At 59.3% G+C, this 16,582-nt stretch carries 20 protein-coding genes; 17 read left to right on the top strand and 3 right to left on the bottom strand.

The window, feature by feature from the left end; genetic code table 11:
• Nucleotides 1-135: 135 nt before the first annotated feature.
• The 3 genes from AB1495_RS02015 to AB1495_RS02005 all read right to left on the bottom strand — a co-directional run bounded on the left by AB1495_RS02015 (nt 136) and on the right by AB1495_RS02005 (nt 2,260).
• Nucleotides 136-414 carry a hypothetical protein gene (locus AB1495_RS02015; protein WP_074634634.1) on the bottom strand — a complete coding sequence of 93 codons (279 nt, stop codon included), beginning with the start codon at nt 412-414 and terminating at the stop codon, nt 136-138.
• Between the two features lie 736 nt (nt 415-1,150).
• Complete coding sequence (locus AB1495_RS02010) at nt 1,151-1,447, bottom strand: helix-turn-helix transcriptional regulator (RefSeq protein WP_074634633.1); 297 nt, start codon at nt 1,445-1,447, stop codon at nt 1,151-1,153.
• A 321-nt stretch (nt 1,448-1,768) separates the two neighbouring features.
• On the bottom strand, nt 1,769-2,260 hold the full coding sequence (locus AB1495_RS02005) for a hypothetical protein (RefSeq protein ID WP_139283767.1): 492 nt from the start codon (nt 2,258-2,260) through the stop codon (nt 1,769-1,771).
• 620 nt (nt 2,261-2,880) lie between these two features.
• Between AB1495_RS02005 and AB1495_RS02000 the strand changes: the two genes are divergently transcribed.
• The 17 genes from AB1495_RS02000 to AB1495_RS01920 all read left to right on the top strand — a co-directional run bounded on the left by AB1495_RS02000 (nt 2,881) and on the right by AB1495_RS01920 (nt 16,577).
• Complete coding sequence (locus tag AB1495_RS02000; RefSeq protein WP_074634630.1) at nt 2,881-3,738, top strand: helix-turn-helix domain-containing protein; 858 nt, start codon at nt 2,881-2,883, stop codon at nt 3,736-3,738.
• Nucleotides 3,735-4,022 (top strand): hypothetical protein, encoded by a 288-nt coding sequence (locus AB1495_RS01995; protein WP_074634629.1) that lies wholly within the window; start codon nt 3,735-3,737, stop codon nt 4,020-4,022. Before AB1495_RS02000 ends, AB1495_RS01995 begins: the two co-directional genes overlap by 4 nt.
• On the top strand, nt 4,015-4,398 hold the full coding sequence (locus tag AB1495_RS01990) for a DUF1064 domain-containing protein (RefSeq protein ID WP_139283766.1): 384 nt from the start codon (nt 4,015-4,017) through the stop codon (nt 4,396-4,398). The genes AB1495_RS01995 and AB1495_RS01990 overlap by 8 nt, the downstream gene beginning before the upstream one ends.
• Nucleotides 4,398-4,787 carry a hypothetical protein gene (locus tag AB1495_RS01985; RefSeq protein ID WP_074634627.1) on the top strand — a complete coding sequence of 130 codons (390 nt, stop codon included), beginning with the start codon at nt 4,398-4,400 and terminating at the stop codon, nt 4,785-4,787. The genes AB1495_RS01990 and AB1495_RS01985 overlap by 1 nt, the downstream gene beginning before the upstream one ends.
• 52 nt (nt 4,788-4,839) lie before the next feature.
• Nucleotides 4,840-5,880 (top strand): N-acetylmuramoyl-L-alanine amidase, encoded by a 1,041-nt coding sequence (locus AB1495_RS01980; protein WP_074634626.1) that lies wholly within the window; start codon nt 4,840-4,842, stop codon nt 5,878-5,880.
• Between the two features lie 174 nt (nt 5,881-6,054).
• Nucleotides 6,055-6,273 carry a hypothetical protein gene (locus tag AB1495_RS01975; RefSeq protein WP_074634625.1) on the top strand — a complete coding sequence of 73 codons (219 nt, stop codon included), beginning with the start codon at nt 6,055-6,057 and terminating at the stop codon, nt 6,271-6,273.
• A 120-nt stretch (nt 6,274-6,393) separates the two neighbouring features.
• Nucleotides 6,394-7,773, top strand: coding sequence for a site-specific DNA-methyltransferase (locus AB1495_RS01970; RefSeq protein WP_074634624.1), 1,380 nt, complete (start codon nt 6,394-6,396; stop codon nt 7,771-7,773).
• 46 nt (nt 7,774-7,819) lie between these two features.
• Complete coding sequence (locus tag AB1495_RS01965; RefSeq protein WP_051577574.1) at nt 7,820-8,326, top strand: hypothetical protein; 507 nt, start codon at nt 7,820-7,822, stop codon at nt 8,324-8,326.
• A complete protein-coding gene (locus tag AB1495_RS01960; RefSeq protein WP_074634623.1) occupies nt 8,326-10,245 on the top strand; it encodes a phage terminase large subunit family protein in 1,920 nt (639 codons plus the stop codon). Before AB1495_RS01965 ends, AB1495_RS01960 begins: the two co-directional genes overlap by 1 nt.
• 6 nt (nt 10,246-10,251) lie before the next feature.
• On the top strand, nt 10,252-10,791 hold the full coding sequence (locus AB1495_RS01955) for a hypothetical protein (protein ID WP_074634622.1): 540 nt from the start codon (nt 10,252-10,254) through the stop codon (nt 10,789-10,791).
• Entirely contained in the window at nt 10,791-12,419 is a 1,629-nt protein-coding gene (locus tag AB1495_RS01950) for a phage portal protein (protein ID WP_083350854.1), read from the top strand. Before AB1495_RS01955 ends, AB1495_RS01950 begins: the two co-directional genes overlap by 1 nt.
• Nucleotides 12,388-14,451 (top strand): phage major capsid protein, encoded by a 2,064-nt coding sequence (locus AB1495_RS01945; protein ID WP_083350853.1) that lies wholly within the window; start codon nt 12,388-12,390, stop codon nt 14,449-14,451. Before AB1495_RS01950 ends, AB1495_RS01945 begins: the two co-directional genes overlap by 32 nt.
• Nucleotides 14,452-14,515: 64 nt before the next feature.
• Complete coding sequence (locus AB1495_RS01940) at nt 14,516-14,803, top strand: Rho termination factor N-terminal domain-containing protein (protein ID WP_074634621.1); 288 nt, start codon at nt 14,516-14,518, stop codon at nt 14,801-14,803.
• A gap of 3 nt (nt 14,804-14,806) precedes the next feature.
• Nucleotides 14,807-15,142 carry a head-tail joining protein gene (locus AB1495_RS01935; protein WP_074634620.1) on the top strand — a complete coding sequence of 112 codons (336 nt, stop codon included), beginning with the start codon at nt 14,807-14,809 and terminating at the stop codon, nt 15,140-15,142.
• Nucleotides 15,129-15,662, top strand: a complete 534-nt coding sequence (locus tag AB1495_RS01930; protein WP_074634619.1) for a hypothetical protein — start codon at nt 15,129-15,131, stop codon at nt 15,660-15,662. Before AB1495_RS01935 ends, AB1495_RS01930 begins: the two co-directional genes overlap by 14 nt.
• A complete protein-coding gene (locus AB1495_RS01925) occupies nt 15,662-16,195 on the top strand; it encodes a hypothetical protein (protein WP_083350852.1) in 534 nt (177 codons plus the stop codon). The genes AB1495_RS01930 and AB1495_RS01925 overlap by 1 nt, the downstream gene beginning before the upstream one ends.
• On the top strand, nt 16,188-16,577 hold the full coding sequence (locus AB1495_RS01920) for a phage baseplate assembly protein (RefSeq protein ID WP_074634618.1): 390 nt from the start codon (nt 16,188-16,190) through the stop codon (nt 16,575-16,577). Before AB1495_RS01925 ends, AB1495_RS01920 begins: the two co-directional genes overlap by 8 nt.
• Nucleotides 16,578-16,582 lie beyond the last annotated feature (5 nt).

Raw genomic sequence — 16,582 nt, 5'->3', positions numbered from 1 at the left:
CAGGGAAGGGGTGCACCCGAGCGGGAGTTACTGCTCGAGGGCCGATGGGGAATTGCAACACTGTTGCGGAGTGCATTTCCACTGATGAGTGTGGCAGATCCTAATGGCATGTCAACATTCCTTGCAGCAGTGGCGTCATTCGCAGACGCCCTCGATATCCATTTCCATGAGCCCATTTTCAGTGAGATGTGCTCTGCGATCGGGCTTCTCACCGGAGACCTGAAGCAATCCAGCCCGCACCAGCAGCTGCATTGTGCTGTCGGCGTGGCGCTTTTTGTAGGTGGGGTTCATCGCGGTCCACACGATGTCCAGTGGGTTGCGAGAGGGCATTTCGATGAGGCCGCCGTAGTTCAGTGATCGGTGTGCATCGATCAACGCCGCTAGCTGCAACTCTGTCAGCTTCCGGGTGCTCATAGTGCCATCCCCCGCTGCAACTGCGCTAAGCGTGTCTGGTTCACCCTGTGGCCGCGAGCCGCCATCAGCGTCGACCAGGCAAGACGGCGTAGGAGAGGGCGATCGTAGACCAGCTCAGGGTGGCTGGCGATCGCCATCGCACTGCCGAGTTGAGTAGGCGGGGGAACCGCCAGAGGAAATTGGATTACCCGCGAGCAAGTCTGTTTGCATGACTTGTCCGCGGGCAGGATGCCGGCGCTACCAACACCGACATCCAATCCATCCCGCAAAAACAAAGGAAATACGGGATGAAACTCAGCTGTGAACTCAAGCTCGCTGGAGCGTGGAGAGAATTTAAGGAGGCTCGGCGAATGCTGACCATCATGTACGACAACCCCGGTCTCACCATCTTTTTGGCAGTGTGCTTGATAGTCATGGCACTGTGCCTGCTGGCTGCTTACGCAATCTAACGGCTTGGCTAGGCCTTGGGCTGATGGGGTGGGTCCGGTGTCGGTTCGCATGTCTTCCTCCAATATCACTGGAGGTTTGATAATACGAAAAACTTGTACACATCAAATCAATAATTCAAAAAAATCGTATTATTTGAAAATTCACCTATACACCGTGGCGCTTGGCGATGAGAATAAAACGTGAACATTTGGGGGAATCAGGTTGCTTGTGCGGGTAGTCGCTAGGGTTGGGTTGGCGTTGGGTATCAATCTAAACTGGATATTTGCGCCGATAACGTGGGCTATAGTTAGTCGAGCTCAGCCAAAATCGCTTCACGCACGTCGGCTGGAAGTCTCGCTGGATCACCGCCGAGAATGAAGTTGTAGTCGACCATGAAGGCTTTGAGGTAAAAGGTCATGAGCTTCACAGAAGGAGATCCTGCTTTCTCCTGGGAGATGAATGTCGTGTATTTAATGCCAGCGCTGGCTGCCAGCTGCTTGCTGGTCATACCCGTCATCTTTCTGGTTGCGACCAGACGGTGATGGATCGCTTCAGGCGATGTATCGCCAGCGCGGGTGAGTTTTTCTTGTTCAATGTAATCCATAGGTCTGATTACGCCCTGATACGAAAAAATTGCACTTTCCATCGACTGAACGGTTGATTGTACGAAAAACTCGTACTACGCGTAGTGTATGGATACACCGACGCGAGCGTTCATTTTGGCCTTGGGTGGCTATCAAGCTGTTGCCCGATCTCTGCATAAGAGGTCGACTACGGTTCATACCGCCATGCAAAGCGGTACTTTTCCTGCCTCTTGGTATGACGCGCTTTGTCGAATGGCGATCGATGCGTCTTTGGAAGAACCGCCACGCTCGATGTTCTCCTTTCTGCAGATTGAGGAGGACGCGGCATGAGCTGTTCACCTTCAGTTTACCACCCGGTTTATCGCAGAGGGGTGTTTGAGAGGCTCAATGGTGAAAACTGTCTCGCAGCCACTGCAGATCTTAGTGTTGTTCCCCTGCAGAAACGACTTTCTCTTGTTGGCCATGCAGTTCGGACAAATGAAATGCTCTGGTTCTCCCATGTCATGGCCTTCTTTCAGCCGATACATGAGGCTGCCGGCAGGAGTATTCCAAAGTTCATAGCGGTCGAAGTCAGACTGCTTTGTCTTCGATGCCGCAAGCGAAGCGGCAAGCACCGACAACCGTCGTATCAGCGTCGCGTTCGCGACCTGGATGCTGGCCACCTGTGCCAGCAATTCGCTAGCGGCGAGTTTGATTTCCGGAGCTGGGATCTCTTCCACCGTTTTCGACCGCTGTTTGATTTCGATGAGGGTTTCAGTTGCCCGCTTCGCAGACGTGCCAGTGTCTTCCGCGAGTTCAATCGCGTCTCTGATGGATTGGAATTCGATATCCACAGTCTTCCCCAAGTTGATTCGTTTCCGAATGTTACCTCCAAAGGGAGTTTCGCGACATGAATGCGTTGCCGGCGGGTTCCCCGATCGTGATTTATGTGAATGGCTCTCCATACGGTGACACTGTCACGGTAGAGGGTTCACAGACGAGCGGACCTTCCTCCGGTTCCCGAGCGGGGTACGATGCGTATCAAGTACACCGTGACTTCCCAGCGCGCTGGCAGGCATACATAGTCGCCAACTATCGAAACATCGGCCATGTCACGAATGTGTTCGGAGTGTCCGAAAGAACCGCCAGAAACTGGTGGAAAGGTCAATTTGGGGCCAATGGTGGCCACGTTGCCGTGGCAATGCGAGAGCACGGCCAGATCGCTTTTCAGATGCTATTTGCGGAGGCTAGCTGACATGGGCACTCCGCATATTTTATTGCCCAGTATCGGACTTATCGCCGGACTTATGGCGGGACGGCTACTGCCCAAAATGCTGCACAGCAGCAGATTCGTGCTTGCGGCAGTAAATCAATTATCACTTTCAATTCAATGCATTCGGTCTGCTCGTCGGATCGTTTGCATGGGTGCGCCCGGCGTGAGCCTGCCCCGGACGCGCTCGTGTGAGGTAATGCTATGAGCCACGCTGCTACCCACTGGTTGGCAACGGTGCCGCCCAACGACATGACGCATGGCGAGTTCAGGGTGCTGTTTCACCTGTGCGATTGCCACAATGCCAGCATGGGGTGCTTTCCAAAGCAGACCTATTTGCGCGACCACACAGGCCTGTCGAATGGTGGTTTGAACAAGGCGCTGGGCGAGCTCGAGCGTAAGGGACTGATCCGCAGAAAGCAGGAGCGTGATCCGCGCACAAACCGTCAAAAACCCACCCGATATGTCCTCGGTTTCGAGCTGTCAGAAGCCCAAAAGCCGACTCCACTCAGTGGAGCCGGAGCCGTCTCCACTTTTGGCGCAGTTCCGTCTCCACTTTTAGAGGGGGCCGTCTCCACTGGGGTGGAGTCGTATATAGAAGAACCAGTAATAGAACCTTTAAAGGAACCTTGCGCGTCGGAAGCCGACCCGCAGACAAATGGAATTTCCTCGGATTTCTTGGAAGAGTTCCTCGAGGCTCATCCACGTCCCGGTGATCCTGTCGAAACCGAGGCCGCGCTGAAGAAGGCGATTGCCGCCGGTGCCGATGCCGCTGCCATCCTCTCTGGTGCCAAAGCTTACGCCCTTGAGCAGAAGGGCAACGAACTTCGCTACGTGTCGTATTCGCAGAATTGGCTCACCCGTCAGGGGTGGGTTCAGTTCCTTGCCAAGTCGGCAGCTAAAAACACGGTCAACGCCGATGCCGTCAAAAAGCGCTGGTCGCGCTGGATCCGAACGAAGGCTGAGAATGCGCGGCATTGTTCGGCAGCGATGGCCCGTCAACTGTGCACCGAGGGCCTAGTTTCCGCCCAAGAGTGCCGGGCAGTGGGGATCGACGTATGAGCTCGGTCCACAACGATCCGTCAAGCAATGGCACCACGTTCGATGGCGTCACTGTGACCGTCGATCTGATCGCGGGGGATTGCGTCATCCACTCGCAGCGGCCTGGGCCCTGTAGGGATATCCCATACCGGAAACGTTTTCATTCCATCGATGAGATTCAAGGAGCCTACCAGGTCCAGTTCGGGCTCGGCGTTACCGATCCTGTGGCGGCCAATGTTGCGCGGGCACTGAAATTCGCGGCGACCCAGTTGATGGCTCAGCGGAAGGAGGACAAGCGTGGTTGAACGTATGACTGCCGCCGATCTGCGAGCGACGCAATCCCAGCCAAAGAGCCAGAAGTACGGGGCCCAGCGCACCGTGGTGGATGGCGTAACCTTCGATTCCAAGAAAGAGGCCGCGCGCTGGGCACAGCTTTGCCTTCTCCAGCGCGCTGGGAAGATATCTGACCTAAAGCGCCAGGTGGTCGTTCCGCTCGTTGGACGAGACGGACCGTTGCTGTCTCGGAAAGGGCGGCAGATGCGGATCACGGTTGATTTTGGCTATGTCGATCTGAAGACCGGGCTGCAGGTCTACGAGGACGCAAAGGGCATGCCCACTCGTGACTACGAGGTCCGTCGGGCTGTCGCCGTTGCCCAAGGCATCGAGGTGGTGGAGGTCTGATGGGACGTGAGTTGGTCGCACGGCTGCCAGAGTCCGTGCAAGAGATCGCGGAAGTGATTGGACGTGACAAGGCGCTCGAGTTCATTGGCAAGCTGCCGGTTTCCGGATCACGCTCGTGGCGTGTGTGTGTCTACATCCCGAAGCGAATTTCACTTGATCACAAGCTGGTCGAGCTGCTCGGATGGCAGGATGCCTGCAAGATGGTCTACGCCTTCTCAGGTATGATCCTGCAGCCAAGCAACTGTCGCTTCATCCATCGCAAGCATCGCGATCGCGAGATCATGCGGATGTTGAATGAAGGCATGGCAATCAACGAAATCGCAGATCGCGTCGAGCTTTCAACCTATCGGGTTCGAGAGATCGTAGCGCTGCAGGAAGGGTCAGCATGATGCGACCCGTTATCCAACCCAATGAAAGGGACGTACCGTGAGTGGCGGACGAATGAAGCGCGTCATCGCGCACTGGACTGCCGGGGCAGGGCGCGCCTCTGCTGAAGACAAGGCGCACTACCACAGGCTGGTGGAGTACGACGGCACAGTCGTTGCTGGGGCAGAGGCTGTCGAGGACAACATCGTCACGTCTGATGGCGACTATGCGGCCCATACTCTGCGGCTGAACACAGGATCGATTGGCGTTGCTATGTGCGGCATGCGTGGCGCTGTGGAGCATCCCTTTGATGCCGGACCCTCGCCGCTCAATGAGGCGCAGTTCAACGCCTTTTGCAAACTGGTCGCTGATCTTTGCGTCGAGTACGGCATCCCCGTCACACCCCAGACGGTCCTCACGCATGCAGAGGTCCAGACAACGCTTGGGGTGCAGCAGCGGGGAAAATGGGACGTTTCACGGCTGCCTTGGCGAGACGATCTCCGTGGGGCTCGATCAGTTGGCGATTTCATGCGCCAGCGTATCACCTTGATGCTGGGTGGCGTCGAAGTGCTACAGTCCAACCGTCCGATCCTTCGCTTTGGTGACAGGTCTGTTGATGTCGGCGTGTGGCAGGTCGAGTTATCCGATCGAGGATATCATCTGGGGCGTGCTGACAAAGATTTTGGCCGGCTCACCCGTGCTGCAACCCTCGCTTTCCAAGCCGATAACGATCTGCCTTCCGATGGCGTCGTGAACGCTGATGACTGGCTTCAAATGGTTAAGGCGACACCACGGCCTGAGCGTTTCGTTACGCAGGAAGAGATCGATTGTGAAAGTGGTACGGCGCAGGATGCCCAAATGACAGCGCGTGTAGGAGACTTAGTCGGCCTGGGCGGAGTTGCCGGCATTGCCACCCAAGCAAAACAGGCAGGTGAAGCGGCGCAGGCCGCATCCGGGGTGATGGGACATCTGAGTGCGATGGTTTCCGAACACTGGCCTGCGCTACTGCTGTGCGGGCTATGCGTATCGGCATGGTTTGCACTGCGCGCTCTTGGGTATTCTACCCGTCGTCGCCGGCTGTTGGATGCGCGTGAAAACCGGAGCCTAGCGCGATGATCGGATTGCTTGCACATCGGTTCATGCGCTCGGCATGGGGACGCTACCTCATGCTCGGGCTTGCGATCTTGGCTGGGCTGAAAGGCTGGGGCGAGCTCAGAGAACGCGAGGGCAGGGTTGACGCTAAAGAGCGTCAATCGCTGGAAAACATCAAAACTATGAGGAGAATGCAGGATGCAGGCGCTGCCGTTGCTACTGATCGCCGGTCTGTCGTTACACGCTTGCGGAACGGAGACTTCTAGCGTGTTGCCGACCGTGAAAGATTATCCGCGAGCGGTCCAGGCGCAGGCAGCTAATGAGCTTGAGGCGCTGCCCGAGGGTTCGGTGCTGCCGGTGTTGATCGGCGATTATGCCGTACTGCGTGAGCAGCTGCGCGCGGGCAGGGCGCAGTGAAACCGTCATATAAAAAAGGGGTCCTTCTGCGGGCGGGAGGGCCAGTGGGTGGGCATGGTCGCAAAAACCAACTTGTGGATGCGCCATTTTTTCCATTTCGTTTCGTTTTAGGAGCAGCGCTTGTCTGATCTGATTTCTTACACCGACGTCGAGATGTTGCCGCCTGGTGACCTGACGCCCTACGACCGAAACTCGCGGACCCACAGCTCTGAGCAGGTCAGCCAGATCGCGGCATCGATCCGCGAGTTCGGGTTCACCAACCCGGTGCTGGTCGGCGAGGACGGTACCATCATCGCAGGCCACGGCCGTGTGCTTGCAGCCTTAGAAATAGGGATGTCGCGGGTTCCTTGCCTCAGAATTACCGGCCTGTCAGACGAGCAGCGGCGCGCCTATATCATCGCCGACAACAAGCTGGCGCTGAACGCCGGATGGGATGATGAGCTGCTGAAACTGGAGCTTGGCGAGCTGCGCGATCTGGGGTTTGACCTCGGAGTTGTCGGCTTTGATCAATCCGAATTAGACGAGCTTTTTGTCGATCTTGACGGCTTGGAAGAGGAAGGAAAAACCGAAGACGACGAGGTGCCGCCGATCGGGGGGGACTTCGTTTCTCGGCGCGGGGATGTGTGGGTCTGCGGTGATCACCGGATCATGTGTGGGGACTCAACGGTCATGTCCGACATCGAGCGGCTGATCGGTGACAAGCTGGTCGATATGTGCTGGACTGATCCGCCCTACAACGTGAACTACGAGGGCACGGCCGGCAAGATTGAGAACGACAACATGGGCGCGGATGCGTTCCTTGCCTTTCTGACCGATGCTTTTGTTTCTGTGTTCTCGGCCATCAAGCCAGGCGGGGCGCTCTATGTCGCCCATGCTGACACCGAGGGGCTGCCGTTTCGCACAGCGTTCAGCTCCGCTGGGTTCAAACTCTCGGGGTGCCTGGTCTGGGTGAAGCCGAGCCTTGTCCTGGGCCGTTCGGACTATCAGTGGCGGCACGAGCCGATCCTTTACGGCTGGAAGCCTGGCGCACCGCACCGGTGGTTTGGCGGCCGTAAGCAGACAACGGTCATCGATGCAGAGGATCTGCCCTTCGTCGTGAAAGAGGACGGGTCGCTGTTGATCGACACGGGATCCGGCCATCTGCGCGTTTCGGGTTCTGACCTTCAGATCGAGGAGCTGGTGTCGTCGGTGCTGCGCCACGAAAAGCCGAGCCGCAACACCGAGCACCCGACCATGAAGCCGGTCGGGTTGGTGATGCAGTACCTGAAGAACAGCAGCCGGCGCGGTGATCTGGTCCTGGATCCGTTCGGCGGGTCGGGGAGCACGATGATTGCGGCGCAGAAAATCGGCCGTGTCGCGCGGCTGATGGAGCTGGATCCACGGTTCGCGGATGTGATCGTGAAACGCTGGCAGGATTTCACCGGGGGGCAGGCTATTCTGGAGGGCACGTCCGATCGCTTTGACGATCTGCGCGGCAAACGTGGGGAGGCTGGCAAGTGACAAGGCGCGTAGGTTGGCTGCCCGCACTGGATTGCTCGGATGTTGAATGAGCAGCTCGGGCAACCCAACATATCCGGTCAGTGTGATTGCGAAGCTGCTGAAGCTGACCGAGCGCCGGGTCCAGCAGCTGTCGAAGGAGGGCGTGATCCCGAAGGCCGAACACGGCCGCTATGAGCTTGCGGCCGCGGTGCAAGGCTATGTCGGGTACCTGCAGGAACGGATCGCGCCGCGCGGTGCCGACGGTGATCCGGAAAAGGCCGACTACCATACCGAAAAGGCGCGGCTAACCAAGTCGCAGGCCGACATGGCGGAAATGGAAGCGGCGAAGATGCGCGGTGCCCTGGTGGATGCCGAGCAGATGAAGGAGGCCCTGGACTTGGTGGTCGCCGAGGTCCGCGCCAATCTACTGAACAACGCGCCCACTCGCATCGCGGCGCGCGCGAAGTCAGAAAAGAAAGAGGCTTCGATCAAGCTCATCGCAAAGGAAGAGATCGGTGCGGCTCTGCGCAAGCTGTCGACCACTGATCCGACTTCGCTGGTGGGAGCTGACTGATGTCCTGGCCATTTGGTAGCGCCGCTCTGATGGTGGCCACCTCGTTTCTTGCAGGCTTGGCACCACCCCCCGACCTGAAGCCGTCCGAGTGGGCGGAGCAGTCTGTTCAAATTCCCGTCGGCAACGCGATCCCTGGTCTGATCAGTTTCGACAACGCGCCGTATCAGCGTGAGCCGTTGGACATGACGGCCGACCCATCGTGTCACCGGATCACGCTCAAATGGGGCGCGCAGGTTGGAAAGACGCAGCTGGCTCTCTGTGCTCAGGGTTTCAAGATCGTGCATGACCCGGTGTCGCAGCTGATGATGCAACCGTCTGAAGGCGATCTCCAGACATGGCTAACGACGAAGTTTAACCCGCTGGTCGAAGCCAACCCCGACCTTGAGACGCGGATCGCCACCCCGAGGGCGCGCAAGGGGGTGAACAACACGCGGATGAAGTCCTACCCGGGCGGCTTCATCATGTTCGCCTGGTCCGGATCGCCCAAGACGCAGCGCGGCCGGTCTGCGCCGTTCATCGTCTGCGACGAAACCGACGGCTACGATCGCACGGCCGAGGGCCATCCCGTGGGTCTGCTGTGGGAGCGGGCCAACACCTTTGATGATCAGCGAAAGTTGGTAGAGATTTCGACGCCAACAATCCGCGGGATTTCGTGGATCGATCATGCCTACGAGCAGGGGGACCAGCGTCAGTTTCATGTGTCCTGTCCGCAGTGCGATGCCGTCCAGACGATCGAGTGGTCAAACGTCAAATGGCAAAAGAAAGCGGACGGCGAGCACATGCCCGAGAGCGCCTATTACGAGTGCCGGGCGAATGGCTGTGTCTGGTCTGACACTGATCGGTACTTCGCCATCCGAAACGCCGAGCGGCTGGGGCATGGGTGGAAGGCAAAAAAGCCGTTTCGGGGGCATGCGTCCTATCATCTCAACGGGCTCTATTCCTGCTTTGTGAAGCTGAAGATGATCGTGCAGTCCTTCCTGGACAAGAAAGCGGCCGGGGATCTGCAGACCTTCGTCAACGTCACGCTTGCGGAAGCCTGGGAGGAAGAGGCCGAGACGCTTGAGGTCGAGCAGCTGATCGCGCGCGCTGAGCCGTTTCCATCAAAGGTTCCGATGGAGGTCGGCGTCCAGACGTGCGGTGTCGACATGCAGGAGGATCGCCTCGAGCTCGAGCGTGTTGGCTGGGGGTTGGGCGAGGAAAGTTGGAGCCTCGATCATCAGGTCTTCTGGGGCGATCCGCTTAAACCCGAAGTCTGGAACCAGCTCTTTGACTATCTCGATGAAACCTTCGAGCACGAATCCGGGGCGCAGATGCGGATTGCCTCTTCGTGTGTCGATACCGGTGGTTCTGGTGGCCTGACCCAAGCAGCCTATGAGCAGCTGCGCGGGAAGCAGCGGCGCAACATCTTTGCCATTAAGGGGGGCAAGGGGTGGGACAACCCGATCGCGTCTGCTCCGAAGAAGTCCAAGTCGGGCAAGCGCGCACGGCCGGTGACCTTGTTCACGATCGGGGTCAATGACGCCAAGCTGATTGTGATGCGCCGGGCGAAGCAGGACACGCCTGGGCAGGGCTATTGCCACTGGCCTGTCGATCGGGATCCGGAATGGTTTCACCAGCTGACGGCCGAGCGGTTGGTGACCCGCTTCGTGCGGGGCTTCCCAATCCGCGAGTGGAAGAAAACCCGCGACCGCAACGAGGCGCTCGATTGTCGGGTCTATGCCTATGCCGCGCTGAAAATCTTGAACCCGAATATTTTGGTGCGGCTGCGCCGGATCAAACCCGACGACGTTCATGTTGCGGAGGATGAAACGGCCGCGGGGGAACCGCCAGAGGAAGCGAAGCCAAAGGCTCGCAAGACTAGGCGAGGTAAAACGCGCCGCACACGACCTCGTGGATCAGGGCGGATCAACAATAGGTAGTCAGGTTTGCTCCATCAGTTTCCCAGATCAGTCACTGCCGGCTTAAGCATCAAGGCAGAGGTGCATGTCGATGCATATCTGGCACCCGAGTGGACATTGACGGCGATCATCCGTGGTCCGTCTTCGATCGATCTGGAAGCGGCACCGCTCGGGTCTGGGCATTTGTTCGCCGAAACCGCGGCCGTCACCTCGGGTTGGGACGCTGGCACCTATGCGGTGTCGGTCCGTGCCGTCTCTGGGGAGGATGTGCATGAGGTCGAAGCCGGCCAGCTGACCATCGCTGCGGATCTGGTGTCGGTCGATGCCGGGTTTGAGGCACGTGGTCACGCGCAGCGAGTGCTTGCCTCGATCGAGGCGGTCATCGAGGGGCGCGCGACGAAGGATCAGGAAAGCTACGCGATCAACGGCCGGTCGCTGGTACGTACATCGATCGCTGACCTGATGTTGCTGCGCGATCGGTACAAGCGCGAGATCGCGCGCGAGAGCCCCAATGGAAAACGCCGACGTCTGACCGGCCGGCAGGTTAAAGTGAGGTTTGGTCGCTGATGTTTGGTTTTGGTAAAGCGCGCGATTCCGGCGAGGGCAATCGCCAGGAGCCGAGCGCGCCCGTGGTCATGGTCGAGAGCTCGATCCCGAAGGTGGGCCGGCGCAATAAGCCTATGCGCCCCGCGGTGGGTAATCGCGGGTTCGACGCTGCGATCTCGGACAGGCTCACGTCTAATTGGTCAACCACTCCGCTGACAGCTGACCAGGTCATCGACCGCAATCAGCGTGTACTGGTCGCGCGCTCGCGAGAGGAGGCACAGAAGAACGACTATCTGAAGTCGTTCCTGCGTCTGTGCGATCAGAATATTGTAGGGCACCGCGGATTTGCGCTTCAGGCGCAGGCGCGGGACAGCAACGGTGCGCTCGATCGGGGGGCAAACGAAGCGCTCGAGGCGTGGTGGCGCAAATGGCAGCGGGCTTCTAACTGCGATATCACTGGCAAGCGCAGCTTTCGGATGATCTGCAAGGGGGCGGTCAAAACCGCTGCCAAAGACGGCGAGTTCATGATCCGCGAAATCCGCGGCCGTAACGCGGGCCCCATGCGCTATGCGCTGCAGGTGCTGGATCCGCAGCGGTGCCCGGTCGACTACAACGTCGATCGTCTCGCCAATGGTCGCTTCGTACGCCAGGGGATTGAGTTCAGCCGGGAAGGCCGGCCGCTGGCATTCTACTTCATGACCGGCGATCCAGCCGGCTCCGGTTACACGTTCAACGGGACCAGCCTCGATCGGGTGCCGGCCGATGAGATCATTCATGGGTTCCTGGAAGATATCACGGGCCAGCGCCGGGGCATTCCCTGGGCTGCCACGTCGTTGTGGCGCTTGCACATGCTGGGTGGGTTGGAAAATGCGGCGCTGACCAGCGCGCGGACCGGCGCGTCGGTCGGTGGTTTCCTCGAGTGGGAGGAAGGCTATGGGCCTGAACCCGATGAGGAACAGCAGGAGGACGAAGAGCTCTACATCGAAAGCGCGGGTGGTGTGTTCCAAGAGCTGCCGACGGGCCTGAAATCAAAGGCATTCACCCAGCAGTATCCCTCGGGCGAGTTCGCCCCGTTCCATAAGTCGATGCTGCGCGGTGCCGGTGCCGGCATGGGTGTGGCCTATGTCAGCTTTGCCAACGATCTTGAAGGCGTCAACTTCAGCTCGATCCGCCAGGGCGTTCTGGATGAGCGCGATCACTGGATGGATCTGCAGGAGTGGTTGATCGAGACCTTGATCGACCGCTGCTATCAGTCGGCGCTCGAGCCGGCGCTTTTGACGGGGCTGGTCGTGAACAATTCGATCCGCCTGCGTCCGGAGCGCATCGAGAAGTTCCGCAATGTCTACTGGCAGGGCCGTCGGTGGGCATGGGTCGATCCGACCAAGGACGTCAAAGCGGAAATTGACGCCAAGAACAACATGCTCACATCGCCGTCTGAAATCATCCGGCGTCGCGGTGACGATCCCGACACCACTTGGCGCACCTACGCCGACGATATCCAAGCCATGCGCAAGGCCGGCATTCCCGATGAGTTCATCATGGCCTCGGTTCTGGGCGTGGTGCCTGGCGCTGTTCGGCCGCCAGCTGGCGACTCAAATCAAGAAGAGGAGGAGTCCGATGACAAAAATAAAACTCCTGACGACGAATAGCGGCTTGGCCGCTGCGTTGATCGGTGCAGCTCTGACCCGGTCGGTGACCGTGGAGCAGGTCAACGCCAACCGCGGCGGGGCCCCGTTGCGCCGGCAGGCGGCTGTGCGCACGATCGATGAAGAGGCGCGCACCGTTGAGGTGGCGTTCAGCTCCGAGGAGCCGGTCGCGCGTTGGTTCGGCGATGAAATCCTCGACCACTCGCCGGGGGCAATGTCGGACGCGCGCCTGCGCAATGGCGCGGCCGTGCTCTGGAACCACAACCCTGACATTCAGATCGGTGTGGTCGAGACGTCGTCGGTGGACGGTGATCGCCGCGGCCGTGCCATTTTGCGGTTTGGCCGTTCCGCCAAGGCTGCCGAAATCTGGGCCGATATTGTGGACGGTGTGATCCGGCACGTGTCGGTCGGCTACTTCGTGCGCGCGATCAAAACCGAAGAGGTCGAAGGCGAGCGCGATAAGGTCACGATCACCGATTGGGAGCCGTTCGAAATCTCGATGGTGAGCGTTCCTGCGGATGCATCCGTGGGGGTCGGTCGATCGGCGGGGGAACCGCCAGAGGAACCCACCGGCGATGGCTCCAATACTCCAAACCATTCTCAAACGTGCACAGCGCAAACTGAAACAGAAGGATCAGGCGATATGAACATTCGCATTCTCCGCAACGCAGCCGGTCACCTGGTCCGTGCCAAGGTGGACGACAACGGCAACATCGTAGAAGAGATCGAGGTGCTTGAGCGGGCATCCGAAACACAAGCGCTGGTGACGCGCGGCCAAGAAGCCGAGCAGACCCGAGTTGCGGCATTGCTGGAAATGGGCGAGCAGTATTCGGCGCAGCAGCTGGCAGCTGATGCGATCCGCGGCAGCACGTCCGTTGATGAATTTACCCGCACCCTGCTCGATCACGTTGGTGGTGGGCGCGGGAATGGCAACGGCAACAGCGGCCGTTCCGATGATACTGGTAACCGCGCATTGGATGACAACGCAGGCGTCGTTGGCATGACGGACTCCGAGGTGGGTCGGTTTAGCTTTCTTCGCGCAGCTCGGGCCTTGCTCAATCCAAGCGACCGGTCAGCACAAGCCGCAGCTGCATTCGAATTCGAAGCATCGGCGGCCGCGCAGGAAACGATGGGGCGCAGCTCCGAAGGGATCACTGTCCCCGTCGACGTCCTGACCCGCGCGCTGAATACGTCGACCTCCGGTGCCACGCCGGGTGACACAGGCGGGTTCTTGATCGATACCAACCTGGCCACGCAGTCCTTCATCGAAATGCTTCGCAATCGCGCCACGTTGCTGCAGCTGGGGACGCCGATGGGCGGTCTGGTCGGCAATCTGGATGTGCCTGGTCAAACCGGCTCGGGCAACGTGTTCATCGTCGGTGAAGACGAAGATGTCGGCGAGGGCAGCATGGACGCTGGGCTGGTCAAAATGAGCCCGACCACCATTGGTGTCTTTGGCCGGGTGACGCGTCGCATGATGCAGCAGTCTTCGATGGATGTTGAGCTGCAGTTCCGCAGTTCTTTGGCAACGGATCTGGCACTCGGCATCGATTGGTACGGCTACTATGGTGACGGCGTCGGAAATAACCCCCTGGGCATCTTGAACCACTCCGGTATCAACGCTGTGGCCTTCGCGGATATTCAGCCGACCTATGCGGAAATCATCGAAATGGAGAGCGAGGTCGCTCTCGACAACGCTCTGACGGATTCGGTGCGCTACGTGGGTAACTCCAAGTTCCGCGGTCACTGCAAGTCGACCGAGAAGTTTGCCAACTCGAATGGCCAGACGATCTGGGAAGACGGCGGTACCGTGAACGGGTCGACAGCCGAGATCACCAACCAGTTCGATAACGGCGACGTGCTGTTTGGCAACCTGCGCGATGTCTACATCGGCCTGTGGGGCGCTCTGGATATCCTGGTCGATCCCTACACCCAGTCGCTGTCAGGGACGCGCCGCGTTGTGCTGCACCAGGACTTCGATATCGCCGCGCGCCGCACCGAGAGCTTCTGCCTCGGCCGCAAGCCGACGGCATAACGATCTGAGCCGGCCGATCAGGCCGGTTCGCTCCCTCTGACCTCTTTAATCTTAGGATTTCAAAATGGCTGAAAAGACAGTGAAAGTTAAAATCACCTCCGCGATCGCGATTGCGGGCAAAATCAAAACGCCTGGCACCACGGTGGAGATCGGTGAGGATCTGGCAAAGAACCTGATCAGCCGCGGCCGCGCCGAGCTGGCGAAGGGTAAGGCTGCCAAAGCTGAAGGCGATCTGGGCAAGATGAAGGTCGCGGACCTGAAGGTCATTGCGGCCGAGCTTGAGATTGACGGGTATGACGGCATGAACCAGGCCAAGCTGATTGCCGCCATCGAAGAAGCGCGCGACGCGTAACCCATGCCCCATCCCGATTGGGAGGACATCTCCGCTTTTTTCGAGGTCGAGGAATTTGCCACCAAGGCAAGTATCACCAGGGCGTCGGAAAAAGTGGCAGATGTCCTTGGCATTTTTGACGATCCGAGCCAGATGGCGACCCTGGGCGAGTTCGAGTTCGACGGTCCTGGGCCGCGGTTCGTTTGCTGTGAAGACGATGTGTCGCAGGTTTTGCGCGGCGACACGGCCGTGATCGAGGGGCGCACCTTTGATATTCTGGAAGAGCCACAGTTGGACGGTACGGGGATCGCCACGCTGATCCTGGCGGTGCCGAATGTGATCTACAATGCTGGCCTTTGACTTTGACGACGGTCAGCTCGACAAGATCGCGGCCGGGTATGCGGCAACGCCCAAACAGGTAGACCTCTCTCGATCACGCGCGCTGAAGCGCACGGCCGCGACCCTTCGGCGTCTGGCATCCACTGGCCTGCAGACGGAGCTCGGGCTGCGGAATGCTAAGGCGCTGCGCCGTCGTCTGAAGGAGTACAAGGTCGGCAAGGGCAACAATGCGTTGAAGCTGTGGTTCGGTGCCAATGATCTGCCGGTTTCAGCGTTCAAAGGCCGGCCGCAAAAGGTCGATGGCGGGATCAAGTTTGGCGACACGATGGTCCACGGCGCGTTCTTTGCGAAGGTAGGCGGCAAGCGCAAAGTCATGAAGCGGTACGGGTCGAAGCGATGGGCGATCGGCGAGGCGACGCTGTCGGTTGCCGATCGGATGATGATCTACCTCGAGGACGAGGTCTTTGTGGATATCGATAGCATCTACATGAAGCACTTTCTGGCAGAAATTCGGGCGCGCACAATCTTGGGAGTTGGATGATGGCTGAAGCACTTGATTTGGGCGCTGCCCTGGACACGGTCGTGTCCACGCTGGCGGCGGCGTTTCCGACCTTTAAGACGGTCGCGGCAGAAGATGAGACGCGTAAAACTTTGGAAGTGCCGGCCATCATCGTTCAGATGTCGGAGCTCGAGCCGGATCCCGACAAGGATCCGCATACAGGCCAGTTTCCGTGCCTGGTTCGGATCGAGGCGCGCATCGTGCTCGGGTACCGGACACCGAAGGTGCGGCGCGAGGTGCTGAAGGCAGCCGGCGCGCTCGCGGCCGCGGTGCACAGTAACCGATTGGGGGTCGCATGGGGCGCGGCCGCTGTCTTGGCTGTTGAGCCGGATGAGTTTGCGCCGCAAGCGGACCAGTACGACGTTTGGCGCGTCGAGTGGGCCCATGCGGCAGATATCGGTCCGAGTTACTTTATCGATGACGGCGTGAGACCGACCCAGCTGCTGACGTCCTGGTCGCCGGATATCGGGCCGGCGCATGAGCAGGAGTATGTGGCGGAGGCCGGCGATGTCTGAGTTCACCTTATCGCAGCTGATGCAGGCCGTGGAGCGGATGATCATGGTGGCCACGGTCACGGTGCGCGATGGCGATCGGGCCAAGGTCAAATGGGCTGACGGGGCGGAGAGCGATTGGCTCAAGATTGCGCAGCTCGGATCGGAGCAGCTGAAATTCTGGATCCCGCCAAGTGTCGGCACTCAGGTGGTGGTCCTGTCTCCGGGTGGCAACACGGCGCATGGCATCATTTACCCTGGTCCGTTCGCGGGTGGTGTGCCGGCCGGCAACTTTGCCGGCACGATCACCGGTGCCGGCGATGTCGTGGCATCTGAGATCAGCTTGGTGTCTCATGTGCATGGGGGCATTCAGCCTGGGCCTAGCGACACCGGCGGTCCGAAGTAGGTCAG

Origin of the sequence: Sulfitobacter pontiacus (genome assembly GCF_040790665.1) — a bacterium.
Classification (GTDB): Bacteria; Pseudomonadota; Alphaproteobacteria; order Rhodobacterales; family Rhodobacteraceae; genus Sulfitobacter; species Sulfitobacter pontiacus.
The sequence above is the reverse complement of the archived record's forward strand: the minus strand, read 5'-3'. Positions and strand labels throughout refer to the sequence as shown.